Source organism: Brevundimonas sp. KH_060 (assembly GCF_057838275.1).
In genome coordinates this window covers 1,664,593-1,679,171 of the sequence record NZ_CM174463.1, presented here as the reverse complement: position 1 = coordinate 1,679,171, position 14,579 = coordinate 1,664,593, and the positions used below count along the sequence as shown (strand labels likewise).

At 65.4% G+C, this 14,579-nt stretch carries 16 protein-coding genes and 1 tRNA gene; 12 read left to right on the top strand and 5 right to left on the bottom strand.

Annotated elements, in window-relative coordinates:
• Position 1: 1 nt before the first annotated feature.
• The 8 genes from AC3IPP_RS08310 to AC3IPP_RS08275 all read left to right on the top strand — a co-directional run bounded on the left by AC3IPP_RS08310 (position 2) and on the right by AC3IPP_RS08275 (position 7,569).
• Positions 2-1,360 (top strand): pyruvate dehydrogenase complex E1 component subunit beta, encoded by a 1,359-nt coding sequence (locus tag AC3IPP_RS08310; RefSeq protein WP_489150959.1) that lies wholly within the window; start codon positions 2-4, stop codon positions 1,358-1,360.
• Positions 1,357-1,662 (top strand): DUF5076 domain-containing protein, encoded by a 306-nt coding sequence (locus tag AC3IPP_RS08305; RefSeq protein ID WP_087139330.1) that lies wholly within the window; start codon positions 1,357-1,359, stop codon positions 1,660-1,662. The genes AC3IPP_RS08310 and AC3IPP_RS08305 overlap by 4 nt, the downstream gene beginning before the upstream one ends.
• Positions 1,659-2,933, top strand: a complete 1,275-nt coding sequence (locus AC3IPP_RS08300; RefSeq protein WP_489150958.1) for a pyruvate dehydrogenase complex dihydrolipoamide acetyltransferase — start codon at positions 1,659-1,661, stop codon at positions 2,931-2,933. Before AC3IPP_RS08305 ends, AC3IPP_RS08300 begins: the two co-directional genes overlap by 4 nt.
• 72 nt (positions 2,934-3,005) lie before the next feature.
• Positions 3,006-3,485, top strand: a complete 480-nt coding sequence (locus AC3IPP_RS08295) for a glutathione peroxidase (protein WP_489150957.1) — start codon at positions 3,006-3,008, stop codon at positions 3,483-3,485.
• Between the two features lie 2 nt (positions 3,486-3,487).
• Positions 3,488-4,894 carry a dihydrolipoyl dehydrogenase gene (gene lpdA / locus AC3IPP_RS08290; protein ID WP_087139327.1) on the top strand — a complete coding sequence of 469 codons (1,407 nt, stop codon included), beginning with the start codon at positions 3,488-3,490 and terminating at the stop codon, positions 4,892-4,894.
• Positions 4,895-4,959: 65 nt separating this feature from the next.
• Positions 4,960-5,964: a cysteine synthase A gene (locus tag AC3IPP_RS08285; RefSeq protein WP_489150956.1), complete on the top strand. Its 1,005-nt coding sequence runs from the start codon at positions 4,960-4,962 to the stop codon at positions 5,962-5,964.
• Entirely contained in the window at positions 5,961-6,914 is a 954-nt protein-coding gene (gene gcvA / locus AC3IPP_RS08280) for a transcriptional regulator GcvA (RefSeq protein WP_489150955.1), read from the top strand. The genes AC3IPP_RS08285 and gcvA overlap by 4 nt, the downstream gene beginning before the upstream one ends.
• Before the next feature lie 124 nt (positions 6,915-7,038).
• On the top strand, positions 7,039-7,569 hold the full coding sequence (locus tag AC3IPP_RS08275; protein ID WP_087140762.1) for a DsrE family protein: 531 nt from the start codon (positions 7,039-7,041) through the stop codon (positions 7,567-7,569).
• Between the two features lie 67 nt (positions 7,570-7,636).
• Here AC3IPP_RS08275 and AC3IPP_RS08270 read toward each other — a convergent pair whose 3' ends face one another.
• From AC3IPP_RS08270 to AC3IPP_RS08250, 5 genes are read right to left on the bottom strand one after another with little or no spacing between them, the layout of a single operon-like run.
• Positions 7,637-8,446 (bottom strand): MBL fold metallo-hydrolase, encoded by an 810-nt coding sequence (locus tag AC3IPP_RS08270; protein WP_489150954.1) that lies wholly within the window; start codon positions 8,444-8,446, stop codon positions 7,637-7,639.
• Positions 8,443-9,228 (bottom strand): TatD family hydrolase, encoded by a 786-nt coding sequence (locus AC3IPP_RS08265; RefSeq protein ID WP_087140745.1) that lies wholly within the window; start codon positions 9,226-9,228, stop codon positions 8,443-8,445. Before AC3IPP_RS08265 ends, AC3IPP_RS08270 begins: the two co-directional genes overlap by 4 nt.
• A 1-nt stretch (position 9,229) precedes the next feature.
• Positions 9,230-10,210 (bottom strand): DNA polymerase III subunit delta', encoded by a 981-nt coding sequence (locus AC3IPP_RS08260; protein ID WP_489150953.1) that lies wholly within the window; start codon positions 10,208-10,210, stop codon positions 9,230-9,232.
• The gene (tmk, locus tag AC3IPP_RS08255) at positions 10,207-10,833 is read right to left on the bottom strand and encodes a dTMP kinase (protein ID WP_433959829.1); all 627 of its coding nucleotides are present in this window, start codon (positions 10,831-10,833) and stop codon (positions 10,207-10,209) included. The genes AC3IPP_RS08260 and tmk overlap by 4 nt, the downstream gene beginning before the upstream one ends.
• 40 nt (positions 10,834-10,873) lie before the next feature.
• Positions 10,874-11,767 (bottom strand): septal ring lytic transglycosylase RlpA family protein, encoded by an 894-nt coding sequence (locus AC3IPP_RS08250; RefSeq protein WP_489150952.1) that lies wholly within the window; start codon positions 11,765-11,767, stop codon positions 10,874-10,876.
• A 134-nt stretch (positions 11,768-11,901) separates the two neighbouring features.
• Here AC3IPP_RS08250 and AC3IPP_RS08245 point away from each other — a divergent pair, with 134 nt between their 5' ends.
• From AC3IPP_RS08245 to copD, 4 genes are all read left to right on the top strand, one after another.
• A complete protein-coding gene (locus AC3IPP_RS08245; RefSeq protein ID WP_489150951.1) occupies positions 11,902-12,840 on the top strand; it encodes a DMT family transporter in 939 nt (312 codons plus the stop codon).
• Between the two features lie 65 nt (positions 12,841-12,905).
• Positions 12,906-12,995: transfer RNA gene (locus tag AC3IPP_RS08240), tRNA-Ser, on the top strand.
• A 192-nt stretch (positions 12,996-13,187) separates the two neighbouring features.
• The gene (gene copC, locus AC3IPP_RS08235; protein WP_489150950.1) at positions 13,188-13,550 is read left to right on the top strand and encodes a copper homeostasis periplasmic binding protein CopC; all 363 of its coding nucleotides are present in this window, start codon (positions 13,188-13,190) and stop codon (positions 13,548-13,550) included.
• A 1-nt stretch (position 13,551) separates the two neighbouring features.
• Positions 13,552-14,457: a copper homeostasis membrane protein CopD gene (gene copD, locus AC3IPP_RS08230; RefSeq protein ID WP_489150949.1), complete on the top strand. Its 906-nt coding sequence runs from the start codon at positions 13,552-13,554 to the stop codon at positions 14,455-14,457.
• Positions 14,458-14,579: the final 122 nt, after the last annotated feature.

Here is a 14,579-nt window from a genome sequence, read left to right as displayed (position 1 = left end):
CGTGACGGACATTCTGATGCCGGCGCTGTCCCCCACGATGGAAGAGGGCACGCTGACCAAGTGGCACATCAAGGCAGGCGACGTCGTGTCGGCCGGCCAGGTGATCGCCGAGATTGAAACCGACAAGGCGACGATGGAAGTCGAAGCCGTCGATGAAGGCGAAGTGCTGGAAATTCTCGTGGCCGAAGGCGCCGAGAACGTGAAGGTCAACACGCCGATCGCCCGTCTGGCGGGCGAAGACAGCGCCTCTGCGCCTGCGCCCAAGGCCGCCGAGCCGATGACCGCTGTCGAGGCCGAAGCGCCTGTCGCCGTGGCGGCCGCTGCTGCGCCGGTTCAGCTCAAGGTGGAACTGCGCGACCCGGAAATCCCCGCTGACGCCAAGCTGGTGAAGACCACCATCCGCGACGCCCTGCGCGACGCAATGGCTGAGGAAATGCGCCGCGACGAGGCCGTCTTCCTGATGGGCGAGGAAGTCGCCCAGTATCAGGGCGCCTATAAGGTCAGCCGCGACCTGCTACAGGAATTCGGCGATCGCCGCGTGGTCGACACCCCGATCACCGAGCACGGCTTCGCTGGCCTGGGCGTCGGCGCCGCCATGGCGGGCCTGAAGCCCATCGTCGAGTTCATGACGTGGAACTTCGGCATGCAGGCGATCGACCATGTGATCAACTCGGCGGCCAAGACGCTGTACATGTCGGGCGGCCAGATCCGCTGCCCGATCGTGTTCCGCGGCCCGAACGGCGCCGCCGCCCGTGTGGCGGCCCAGCACAGCCAGGACTATTCGGCCTGGTACGCTCAGGTTCCGGGCCTGAAGGTCATCGCCCCTTATGACGCTGCTGACGCCAAGGGTTTGCTGAAAGCCGCCATCCGCGACCCGAACCCCATCGTCTTCCTTGAACACGAGATGATGTACGGTCACGAGTTCGACGTGCCGGACGTTGAGGACTACGTCGTGCCGATCGGCAAGGCCAAGGTCCGCCGCGAAGGCACGGACGTCACCATCACGGCGCACAGCCGCATGGTCGGTTTCGCCCTTCAGGCCGCCGAAAAGCTGGCTGAAGAAGGCATCTCGGCCGAGGTCGTCGACCTGCGCACCCTGCGTCCGCTGGATCACGAGACGATCGTTGAGAGCGTCAAGAAGACCAACCGCCTAGTTTCGGCCGAAGAAGGCTGGGGTCCGATGGGCGTTGGCGCCGAAGTGGTGGCCCGCGTGATTGAACACGCCTTCGACTACCTGGACGCTCCGCCGCTGCGCGTGCACCAGGAAGACGTGCCGCTGCCCTATGCCGCCAATCTGGAAGCCCTGTCTCTGCCGGGCGTCGACAAGATCGTCGCCGCCGTGAAGAAGGTGATGGCATGACGGAGGCCCTGGAAGCCAAGGCTCTATCGATCCCCGAGGGGCTCGACGGCGCCGATGAACAGGTGCTGGAACTGATCCGCGTGTGGTGGAACGTCGACGGGCCGCAGATGAACATCCGCCCGGCTCTGCGCGAACCGGCGAACATCGGCGTCGTGCTGGCCGAACTGGCTTGGCATTTCTCTCACGCCTACGCCGACATGCACGGTTTCGACCAGCCGACAGCCTTTAAGGCTATCCGCGACAGCTGGGACGCCGCGCACGAAAAGGCGGCTTCCAGCCAGCAGACGGAGACCGCTCAATGACCGACATCCTGATGCCCGCCCTGTCTCCGACGATGGAAGAGGGCGTCCTGGCCAAGTGGCACGTCAAAGTCGGGGACACAGTCTCGGCCGGCGATGTGATCGCCGAGATCGAGACCGACAAGGCGACGATGGAAGTCGAAGCCGTGGACGAAGGCGAAGTGCTGGAAATCCTCGTTCCGGAAGGCGCCGAAGGCGTGAAGGTCAATACGCCGATCGCCCGTCTGTCCGGCGACGACGTGGCGCCTGCGCCAAAGAAGGCTGATGCTCCGGCTGAGACGCCGAAGGCTGAAGCGCCTAAGGCTGAGGCTCCGAAGGCCGAGGCTGCGTCTGCTCCGGCCGCGCCGAAGTCTGATGACGGCGGCCGCATCTTCGCCTCGCCGCTGGCGCGCCGTATGGCCGCTCAGGCCGGTCTGGACCTGAAGAGCGTGGCCGGCACCGGCCCGCATGGCCGTATCGTCAAGCGTGACGTGGAAGCCGCAGGCAAGGGCGGCGCCAAGCCGGTCGCCTCGGCTGCTGCTGCCCCTGCGGCAGGCGTCGAACCGCGCAAGGTCATGTCGCTGGCCCAGATGGGCATCCCGGACGGCAGCTACGATCTGATCCCGCTGGACGGCATGAAGAAGGCCGTCGCCCGTCGCATGGTCGACAGCATCCAGAACGTGCCGCACTTCCCGCTGTTCATCGACTGCGAGATCGACCAGCTGATGGCCGTCCGCGCCAAGGTGAACAAGATGCTGGAGCCGCAGGGCATCAAGGTCTCGGTGAACGACTTCGTCATCAAGGCCGCTGCGCTGGCCCTGAAGATGGTGCCGGAGGCGAACGCCTCCTACACCCCGGAAGGCATCGCCATGCACCACAACGCCGACGTCTCGATGGCGGTGGCGATCGACGGCGGCCTGATCACCCCGATCATCCGCAAGGCCGAGACCAAGGGTCTGGCCCAGATCGCGACCGAGTCCAAGGATCTGGCCAAGCGCGCGCGCGAGCGCAAGCTGAAGCCGGAAGAGTTCCAGGGCGGCACCTTCTCAGTGTCCAACCTGGGCATGTTCGGCATCAAGTCCTTCTCCTCGATCATCAATGAGCCGCAAGGCTGCATCATGAGCGTGGGCGCAGGCGAGCAACGTCCGGTCGTCAAGGACGGGCAGTTGGCCGTGGCCACGGTCATGACCGTGACCCTGACCTGCGATCACCGCGTGGTCGACGGCGCGACGGGCGCCCGCTTCCTGCAGGCGTTCAAGCCGCTGATCGAAGATCCCGTGGCGATGCTGGCCTAATCACATGATCCCGAAAAGTGTCAGCGGTTTTCGGATGAGATCATGTGCTGAAAAAGTGGGAGGGGTGAAGTCATGACCTCGGTCTATGACTTCTCCGCCCGCGCCATCGACGGCGCGGACGTCTCGCTGGATCGTTTTCGCGGTCAGGCGCTGCTGATCGTCAATACGGCGTCCAAGTGCGGCTTCACCGGTCAGTATGACGGGCTGGAGAAGCTGCACCGCGACTTCGCCGACGCGCCGTTCGAGGTTTTGGGCTTTCCCTGCAACCAGTTCGGCGCGCAGGAGCCGGGCAGGGCGGCGGAAATCGCCGCCTTCTGCGCCAGCAGCTTCGACGTGACCTTTCCCCTGTTTGACAAGGTCGAGGTCGACGGACCGAACCGCCACCCCCTCTATGCCTGGTTGACCCGACAGAAGCGCGGCTTCCTGGGCTCCCAGGCCATCAAGTGGAACTTCACCAAGTTCCTGACCGACCGCGAAGGCCGCGTCGTCGCGCGCTATTCGCCCCAGACTGAACCCGAGGCCATCAAGGCCGACATCGAGAAGTTGATCTGATCATGGCTGCTGAATTCGATCTCGTCGTCATCGGCTCGGGCCCCGGCGGTTACGTCGCGGCCATCCGCGCCAGCCAACTGGGCCAGAAGGTCGCCATCGTCGAGCGCGAGAACCTGGGCGGCATCTGCCTGAACTGGGGCTGCATCCCGACCAAGGCCCTGCTGAAGTCGGGCGAGAAGTTCGAAAGCCTGTCGCACCTGAAGGACTACGGCCTGTCCGCCTCGGGCGCGTCGTTCGATTTTGACGCCATCATCCAGCGTTCGCGCGGCGTGGCCAAGCAACTGAATCAGGGCGTCGGCTTCCTGATGAAGAAGAACAAGATCGAGGTCATCGAGGGCTCAGCCAAGCTTGAGAAAGGCGCGGCTGCGCCGAAGGTCGTCGTGGCGCTGAAGGCTGGCGGCACGCGCGCGATCGAAGCCAAGACCGTCATGCTGGCCGTCGGCGCCCGCGCCCGCGCCCTGCCGCAGATCGGCTTGGAGGCGGATGGCGACAAGATCTGGGCCTATCGCGACGCCCTGGCGCCGAAGAAGCTGCCCAAGACCTTCGTCGTTATCGGTTCGGGCGCCATCGGCATCGAATTCGCCAGCTTCTACCGGGCTTTGGGCGCTGAGGTGACGGTCGTTGAAGCCGTGGACCGCGTCATGCCGGTCGAGGACGAAGAGGTCTCCAAGGCCGCCCAGAAGGGCTTTGAGAAGCGCGGCATCAAGTTCAAGCTCGGCGCCAAGGTGACGAAGGTCACCAAGGATTCCAAGGGCGTGAAGGTCGATCTTGAAGTCAACGGCAAGGCCGAAAGCCTGGAGGCCGAGGTCTGCATCTCGGCCGTCGGCATCACCGCCAACACCGACGGCATCGGGCTGGAGGCGCTGGGCGTCGAACTGGATCGCGGCCACATCAAGACCGACAGCCACTGCCAGACCAATGTGAAGGGCCTGTACGCCATCGGTGACTGCGCCGGCGCGCCCTGGCTGGCGCACAAGGCCTCGCACGAAGGCATTCACGCCGCCGAGCACATCGCCGGCTACAAGACGCCGAACGTCCATTCGCCCATTGCCGGCTGCACCTACGCCCAGCCGCAGGTCGCCTCGGTCGGGGTGACGGAGCAGGGGGCCAAGGCCGAAGGCCGTGAGGTCAAGATCGGCCGCTTCCCCTTCAAGGTGAACGGCAAGGCCATCGCGGCGGGCGAGACCGAAGGCTTCGTCAAGGTCATCTTCGACGCCAAGACCGGCGCCCTGATCGGCGCCCACATGATCGGCGCCGACGTCACCGAGATGATCCAGGGCTACGTCACCGCCATCACCATGGAAGCGACCGAGGAAGACATTCACGGCATCGTCTATCCGCACCCGACCATGTCTGAGGCCATGCACGAAGCCGCCCTGGACGCCTATGGCCGCGTGATCCACATCTAGGGCGGTTGTTAGAAAATCTGAACTGTGGCTAAGAGGATCGCTCCTCCCCATGGTTCGGATTTTCCATGATTGTCGCGCCTGACGTCCTCGGCCTGATCGGCAATACGCCTCTGGTGCGCCTCAAGCGCGCTTCGGAGCTGACCGGCTGCGAAATCCTGGGCAAGGCCGAGTTCCTGAACGTCGGCGGCTCGATCAAGGATCGTGCGGCGCTCAGCATCATCCGCTCGGCACGGGCGTCGGGCGCGCTGAAACCGGGCGGGACCATCGTCGAGGGCACCGCGGGCAACACCGGTATCGGTCTGGCGTTAGTCGGCGCGGCGCTGGGCCACCCGGTCGTCATCGTCATGCCGCGCACCCAGACGGAAGAGAAGAAGCGCGCCGTTCGCCTGCACGGCGCTCGTCTGATCGAGGTCGATCCGGCGCCCTTCGCCAGCCCAAACCACTTCGTCCATTTCTCGCGCCGTCTGGCCGAGGAACTGAGCGACAGCGAACCGAACGGCGCTTTCTACGCCGACCAATTCGACAATCTGGCCAATCGCCTGGCTCACTATGAAGCTACCGGTCCGGAAATCTGGAAACAGACCGACGGCCACATAGACGGCTTCATCTGCGCTGTCGGTTCAGGCGGCACCCTGACCGGAACCACGACCTATCTGCGCGAACAGAACCCGGCCCTGAAAATCGGACTGGCCGACGTGCCGGGCGCCGCTCTCTACAGCTGGTTCACCGAAGGCGTGCTGAAAGGCGAGGGCGGTTCGGTCGCCGAGGGCATCGGCGTCAACCGCATCACCGGCAATCTGAACGGCCTGTCGGTCGATCACGCCTATCGGATCGAGGACGCCGAGTTCCTGCCCATCCTGTTCGATCTGGTGCGGGACGAGGGGCTGTCGCTCGGCCCGTCCAGCGGCGTCAACATTGCGGGCGCCATCCGCATGGCCCACGACATGGGCCCCGGCCATACCATCGTGACCGTGCTGTGCGACGCGGGCCAGCGTTACGCCAGCAAGATCTATGACCCTGGCTTCCTCAACGCACGCGGCCTGCCGACGCCCGACTGGATGAGCCGATGACCCGCCGCAAGGAAGCCGCCGTCGAAAGTCGGATCCCGCCGCTCAACGCCCTGAAGGCGTTCGAGGCTGCAGCGCGTCGTCTCAACATCACCCGCGCCGCCGAAGAGCTCTCGGTCACACCCGGCGCCATCAGCCAGCAGATCCGCATCCTGGAGGAACACGCCGGCGCGCCGCTGTTCCACCGCGAAGGCCGCCAGATCGCCCTAACCGAACTGGGCGCCGAGCTCTACCCCTTGCTGCGTGACGGTTTCGACTATCTGAAACGGGCAGGGGATCTGCTGTATCGCCCCGACCGGCGTCACGCCCTGGCGGTCAGCGTACCGCCGTCCTTCGCCTCGAAATGGCTTGCGCCGCGCATCGCCCGTTTCGCGGCCGCGCATCCTGAAATCGAGGTGTGGATGTCCGCTGACATGCGCCTGGCCGATGTCAGCGGCGGACGGGTCGACGTGGCCGTCCGCTATGGCCGGGGCGACTATCCTGGGGTGCGATCCGAAAAACTGCTGGACGCTGACGTAACCCCGGTTTGCGCGCCTTCGTTAACCATGGGCGAAAACGCCTTGCGTCGTCCGTCAGACCTGGCGCGCCATGTGCTGATCCACTTGCGTCCCAGCGAGTTGGAGGAACCGCGCCCGGACTGGGCGGCCTGGTTCAAGGCGCGTGGACTGACGAACATCGACGCCCAGGCAGGGCCGCGGTTCGATCAGACAGCGCTGGCCATCGAGGCGGCGGCACACGGCCAGGGCGTGGCCTTGGCGCCTTATGCCTTCGTAGCCGGGGATCTGGCATCCGGCCGCCTGGTGGCGCCTTTCGCTGACGGCGCGCTGAGCACGGCGTTGGCTTACTACGTCCTGATCAAGCGCAGCGGCGCGTCAGCGCCCGCCAGAGCCTTTGCCGCCTGGCTGAAGGAAGAAGCGCAAGCAGCCGCAGAGGCGAGCGTCGATGATCTGTGAGGCGTGTTGGTTTTTATCGCCTAAGATATATTATGCGAAATATACGTATCGCTGAGCTGTCCTTGGTCGACGGCGCGAAGATCATCTCCTAATGTCCGTGAGGAGTTTCACGCTGGGATACGTCATGAGCAACATCTTCATTGCGCCTTTGGCCGCACTGTTCGTTCTCGTGCTCGGGGTTCCAGCGCAGGCTGAGACTGTCGTGGGCTATGGGGCTTTCACGCCTCTGCCGCAGGCCGGTGAGCAGCCGGACCCGCAACGCGAGTACCGCGTCATTGTGGATCTGACCCAGGGCGGCCCTGACGACAAGCCGCTAAAGGGCCTGGAACGCGTGGCTCGGCTAACGAATATGTTGGCGGCAAACGGCGTCACCGCAGAGAAACGGAGCATCGTCGTTGTGATGCACGGCGGCGCTTCCTTGGCCTCTCTGTCCGATGCAGCCTGGTCTGCGCGGAACAAGGGCGCGACAAATCCCAACAGCGCCCTTATTCGCGCCCTGACGGCAGCCGGGGTTCAGGTCCGTCTTTGCGGCCAATCCATGGTCGCGCATGGTTTGACGGAAGCCGATCTGGCGCCTGGGGTGCAGGTCGATCTGGCTGCGCTGATGACGGTCATTCATCACCAACAGGCCGGCTACGCACTGATCATGAACTAAGGGTGTCACGCGCCAGTGAAGCGTGGCGCCCAGTCTTCCTTCCGGCACCTCAAGCCAGCCGAACCGGCTAGAGAGCGAAGCGCCCTCGCCAACCGTCGTAGGCAACCTCGACACTTGGTGGAAGATTGCGTGATAATATATTGTAATCTAAGTCAATATGAAGGTTCGTCAGCACTGCCGTCTCTACTTCAGCGCGGGCGATCCACTCCAAGGCCAGATCAACATGCGCATGCGTCGGGTGCGGCGTGTAGCGTAACGCGTCGATGATCCAGAGTTGGGCACCGCGCACAGCCTCCAGAGCGGCGTCATCCAAACTCGAAACGTCGCTGGAGTAGGCGATCGGCCCCAGGCGATAGCCGACCGAACGGATCGGACCATGGATCTGGTCGAAGGTCATGACGGGGATGGGACCACCCTCCCCCTCTACTTTCCACGCCTGGCCGTGCGGGGGAAGGCGATGGCCCTCGACGATGGCCGGATAGCCGTGGTGGCTTTCAAAGATGTAGTCGAAGCGTCGCGTCAGGGCATGGTGGGTGGCCGCATCCATCCAGGCCGGGATGCATCGACGTGCGTGGGCGGCGAAAACGCGAAGGTCGTCGATGCCGTGTGTCTGATCCGCATGATCGTGGGTGTAGAGAACCGCATCGATATGGCGGACCTCGGCGGCCAGCATCTGCTGGCGGAAGTCGGGCGAGGTGTCGATCACCACGCTGGTCACGCCGTCCGGGCCATGGCGGCGCGCCAGCATGGAGCAGCGCGTGCGCCGGTTGCGTGGTTCTGACGGGTCGCAGTCGCCCCAGTCGCCGTCGCCGCGCGGCACGCCGCCGGACGAGCCGCAGCCGAGAATGACGACTTCCAACTCGCCTTGCCGGCTCATTCGGCGGGCCTGGGAATGCGGTCGAACAGGTTGAAGAAGGCCTCGGTCGTCAGCTCATCGGCTTGTTCGGGCGTCCAGCCGCGTATCTCAGCCAGCTTTTCCAGCACCAGGCCGACATAGGCGGGTTCATTCCGACGGCCACGATGTGGGATGGGGGCCAGGTAGGGGCAGTCGGTCTCAACGATGATGCGGTCTTCAGGCATCCGACGGATGACCTCCCTCACCTCCTCGGCCGCCTTGAAGGTGGCGATGCCTGAAACCGAGAACCAGGCGCCGAGTTCCATCGCTGTTTCAGCTAGTTCCAGCCCGCTGGTATAGCAGTGCATCAGGAGCTTGAACGGCGCGCGGCTGTGTTCCTCGCGCAGGATGTCGGCCATGGTCTCATCAGCTTCGCGCGTATGGATCACCAGAGGCAGATTGGTGCGGCGCGCCGCCTCGATATGTTGGCGGAAGACCGCCGCCTGCACGTCGCGCGGGCTGAGGTCATAGTGGAAGTCCAGGCCGCATTCGCCGATGCCGATGACGCGCGGACGATCCGTCAGCTCCACCAGGCGATCAGCCGTCAGGTCGGCGTAGTCCTTGGCCTCGTGCGGATGGACACCGACCGTGCACCAGATGTCGGCATTGTTCATCGCCAGCGCGTGCGTCGCCTCGAAGGTCGACAGCTTGTCGGAAATCTCGACCATCAGCCGCACGCCCGCCTGGCGCGCACGGTCGATCACCGCCTCGCGATCCTCGTCGAACTGGGGGGCGTGCAGGTTGACGTGACTGTCAATGAGCATATCAGGCGGCGGCTTTCGTGCGGGCGATGTCGGCCAAGGCTCCGGCCAGGACGTCTCCCTTATCAAGATTCAGCCCGATGGCGCGATCGGGCAGGTCGGACAGCCGCCCCCACAGCTCGGCCCAGCGGGCGCCTTCACGGCCGCCAGAGTCGACGGCTCGGCGTTTCACCGCTGCGATCAGGCGATCCATCAGGGCCTCGAACCGCGCCTGCCCCTCGGCGCCACGGAAGCCGTCGGCGACAGCCAGTTGTTCCGCGCGATCAATCTCTGGTCCATCAACCCAGGCGCGGGCGAGACGGTCGACCTCGGTCATGGCGCCCGACGCCAGATCCAGAGCCGCGCCAGGCGAGCCCCCAGCCATGGCCGCCGCGGCTAAGGCTTCATCGTCGGACACGCCCGTGCGCTGACGCACCAGGTCGGTCAGACGCGCCTCGGACCAAACCGGGAAGGTCAGCCGCCGACAGCGAGAGCGGATGGTGGCTAATAACCGGCCGGGCGCATGGGTGACCAGGAAGAGCACGCCGCTTTCAGGCGGTTCCTCAAGAATCTTCAGCAGGGCGTTGGCGGCGTTGATGTTCAGATCGTCCGCCGCATCAATGATGGCGACGCGGTGCCGAGCCTGGGACGGGCTCTTGGCGAAGAACTCCGGCAGGTCGCGGGCCTGATCGACCGAGATGGAGCGCTTCAACTTGCCGCCCTCGACTGCGCGCTCGAGCACCAGCAGATCCGGGTGGGCCTGGGCGGACACCAGACGGCTGACGGGATCATGCGGCGCGGCGCCCAGCGGTCCGCGCGACGGGTCCGGCGCGGCTCCCAGCAGCCGTCGGGCGGCGCGATAGGCGAAGCTGGCCTTGCCTGATCCCTCGACCCCGCACAGCAGCCAGGCGTGGTGTAACCGCCCTCGATCCAGCGCGTCCAGAAAGGCTTCCTCGGCCTGTATATCGGCGATCAGGTCGAAACGGTCGCGCGGATGCTCGCTCAAAGCAGCCGCTCCTCCACCACGGCCCAGAGCCGGGCCGAGACGTCGTCGACCTCACCCGTTGCGTCAAGAACGACGCAGCGCTCGGGATGACGCTCGGCCACCTGAAGGAAGCCGTCGCGCAGTTTTTGATGGAAGGCGAGGCCTTTGGATTCGAAGCGGGTCTCGAACAGACCGCGCCCGAAAGCTCGATCCAGACCAACCTCGACCGGCAGGTCGAACACCAGGGTCAGGTCCGGCTGGTCGCCGTTGACCACGGCGTCGTCCAACGCCTCGATCAGGCTTTCCGGCGTTCCGCCGCCCGCGCCCTGGTAGACACGGCTGGAATCGGCGAAGCGATCGCAGACCACCCAGCGCCCAGCCTCGAGCGCGGGCAAGATCGTCCGCTCCAGATGGTCCGAGCGCGCCGCATACATCAACAGGGTCTCGGTGCGCGCCGACCAGCGATCCGCCTCGCCCGACACGGCGATGTTGCGGATCTCCTCGGCCCCCGGCGATCCGCCAGGTTCGCGCGTCTGGAGCACGTCGAGGCCGCGGGCGCGCAAGCGTTCGACCAGCAGGCGCGCCTGAGTCGTCTTGCCGGCGCCCTCGCCGCCTTCGAAAGTGATGAATTTGCCTCGCTGCACCCGCGCACAATGGCGAGCGAGGCGCGGGAAGCAAGCCCGTTCAGTCGCCTATCAACAAGGCATCGTCAAAGCCGCGCGCCATGACGGCCTGACGGGCTCTTTCGGCGGCCCCTGCATCGGGCCAGGGACCGACCACGACGCGGAACAACGGTCGACCGTCCTTGTCGATATTCTGAACCACAGCCTTGTCGCCGAGGCGTCGTGCGACCTGGTCCGCCCCTCGCCGGTTAGAATAGGCGCCGGCCTGAACCCAATAGGCGTTCGATGCCGGCGGTTGCGCTATCGCGTAGCTGGGCTGCGGGGCGGGTTGGGAGGGAGCCGCTGCGTTCTCGTAATAGGGGCGCGGTCCTTGCGACTGCGTCTGAACCGGAGGCTGAGCTGGTCGAGGCTGGCGCGCGCTGTCGGCGTCTGCTCGGCGGAGGACCGTTCCTCCGCCCTGACGCGGCGCGGGGCCGACATAGCGAACGCGGACGTCCCCCACGCCTTGCTGCAGGAGGCCTAGTTCCTCGGCGGCGCCGCGCGACAGATCGATGATGCGACCGTCGACAAACGGCCCTCGATCATTGACGCGCAGTATGACCCGGCGCCCATTGGCGCGGTTCGTCACCTCGACCAGGCTGGGCAGGGGCAATGTCTTATGGGCAGCGGTCAGGCCGTTCATGTCGAACCGCTCGCCGGTCGAGGTTGAACGACCGTGATGGTAGCTGCCGTACCAGGATGCCTGCCCTACCTCGTCATAGTTCGGCTGTTCCTTCGGATGATACCAGCGGCCGCGGATCTGATAGGGACGCATGGTGCCCGAAACGATCGGAGCCGGATCGGTCACGACGGGTGCGCCGACAGGTGCATCGCCCTTGCCGCCCAAGCTGGCGCACGCCGCCAGGGTCGAGAAGGCGGCGGCGATCATCGCGCCTTTCAGCAGTCTCGCCCACATGGTGTTTTTACTCCGGCCGACTATGGATTTTGGCGAAATTAACGGCGGAGGTTTCCGGTTTGGTTAACGTCCCGTTTGCGCGTATGGCCTTGCGACAAAGCCCCTCCCCCGACTGACGGTCAGAACCGAGCGCCTTGTCCCCCTCCCTGTATAAGACCCGCACAGGCGTCTTCCTTCTCGCCACCCTGTGCTGCGCGCTGTGGGGCAGCGCCTTTCCCGCCGTCAAGAACGGTTATGCCCTGCTGAAGGTCGCGCCGACCGATATCGCCAGCCAGCTGCTGTTTGCGGGGTGGCGTTTCGCCCTGGCCGGAGCGATCCTGCTGATCGTCGCCATGGCGATGAAGAAGCCTGTTCTGGCGATGAGCCGTCGTCAGGCGGGACAGGTCGCCCTGTTGGGGCTGACCCAGACGGCCATCCAATACGTCTTCTTCTATATCGGCCTGGCGCATGCATCGGGCGTCAAATCCTCGATCATGAACGCGACCAGCGTCTTCTTCAGCGTCGTGTTGGCCCATTTTATCTATGCGGACGACCGGCTGAGCGGCCGCAAGGCGCTGGGCTGCCTGATCGGCTTCATGGGCGTGGTCGTGGTCAACCTGGGCGGCGGCGCGCTCGGCTTCGACTTCACCCTGCTGGGCGAAGGCTTCATCGTGATCGCGGCCTTCGTTCTGGCGGCGGCCTCCATCTATGGCAAGCGGCTATCGCGCAGCCTTGACCCCATGGTGATGACCGGCTGGCAACTGTTTATCGGCGGCGTGATGCTGACGGCCGCTGGCATGGGGATGGGCGGAGAGCTGCAAGGTTTCGATCTCACGTCGAGCGCGCTGTTGCTCTACCTGGCGCTGCTATCCTCGGTCGCCTTTGCGGTGTGGAGCCTGCTGCTGAAGCACAACCCTGTGGGGATGATCGCGGCCTTCAACTTCCTGATCCCGGTCTTCGGCGTGTCGCTGTCGGCGCTTTTCCTGGGCGAGTCCATGTTGCGCTGGAGCTATTTGATCGCACTGATTCTGGTCTGCGCCGGCATCTGGCTGGTCACGCGATCGGGCAACTTGTCGAAGGCTGGCCGCGCCTGACGCTTTCCGCTTGGGTCACGCCCGCCTTGCCGCTATGCACAGGCGAACGCGAACCGACTCGCGTGGGACAGGTGGCCGAGTGGTTTAAGGCAGCGGTCTTGAAAACCGCCGTAGGTGGAAGCCTACCGTGGGTTCGAATCCCACCCTGTCCGCCACACGCCTCCCGCTTGCCTCAGGTATGCCAGGGGGCCTCGTCTGCTGACGACGGATGGTACAAGTCGCCCCCAAACAAAGCGTCGTCTCCGCCTCGTCGAATTTTGCTCGGCATTGATGCGATGCCTGAGGGTGTCGTGGGTTTCGTCCGTAACTGTCTTCAGGGCCTCAACGGCCTCCATCTGGAGACGATCATGTCCACCTTGTCCCCCCTTCCCTTCATCGCCGTCTCTGCCGCTGTCCTGTTGTCGGCTGCCCCGGCGGCGGCGCACGCTCGCCTGGTCAGCGCCACGCCGGCGGCCAAGTCGGCCGTGGCGTCGCCGCGTGTGGTGACCCTGACCTTTAGCGATCGCGTGGCTCCGGCCTTTTCCAGTTTCGACGTGGTCAACGCCGCCGGCGCCAAGGCGACGGTCCGGACCCAGGTGAGCCAGGACGGCAAGACCATCACCGGAACCCTGGCGCGGCCGTTGGCCGCCGGCGCCTATGTCGTCAACTGGCGCATCGCCTCCACTGACGGCCACCGCATGACCGGCAGCTACGACTTCACCGTTCGCTGAGATGGTCGAGGTCTGGATCATCGTCCTGCGCGGCGTGCAATACGCCGCCGGGGCGGTGCTGCTCGGCATGCCTGCCTTCATGCTCTACAGCGCGCGCGCCGTCGGGCCGCTGGGCCTGGGCTGGCCGCGTCCGGCGACGGCCTGGGCGGCGGCGGTCCTGATACTGGCCGCGCCCGTCGCCCTGGTGGCTCAGACCGCCATGATGGCGGGCTCGCTGAGCGAGGCGTTCAAGCCTGAAGCTCTGGCCTTCATGGTCACGGGTATAGGGTTGGGCAAGGCGCTGGTCGTGCGGACTCTGGCGGCCGCCCTGGCTCTGGGCGCGGTCTTGCTGCTGCGGCCGGGGCGTCTGATGTGGAGTCTGCTGACGTTGCTGGGCGTGGCTGTCTCGGCCAGTTTCTCCTGGACCGGCCACGGCGCGGCGACGCAAGGGCCGGGGCATATGCTCCACCTGGCCTCGGACATCGTGCATGCCGTGGCGGCCTCGGTCTGGGTCGGCGCCCTCGCGGCTTTTGCTGTCCTGATCGTTCGCCGACCGTCGGGCGATCCCGCCTGGGACGCCGGGATGGCGCGCAGTCTGACCGGCTTCGCCGGGGTCGGTACGGCGGCGGTCGGCGCCCTGGTCGTAACGGGCCTCATCAACAGCGCCTATCTGGTCGGTCTGTCGAAGGCGCTCAGCCTGGGCGACAGCCCCTACGGCGTGCTGCTGGCGATCAAGCTGGCGTTGTTCGGGCTGATGGTCTGCCTGGCCGCGGCCAACCGCTTCCGTCTGGCGCCGTTGATGGCTCATGATGCCGGCCAGGCCATGCCGCACCTGAAGAAGAGTCTGGTGGTCGAGTTCGCTCTGGCGCTGACGATCCTGGCCATCGTGGCGGTCATGGGCGTTCAGCCGCCGCCCGCCTCGCTCTGACGTCAAGTCGGGGCCGTGATGCTCAACCGCTTTCGTCACAGCCCCGACATGGCGTAGGGATTACAACGATTGGAACCATACGCCCTGGATGCGTACGCCTTTCAGACGCCTTTCCAAGGGAA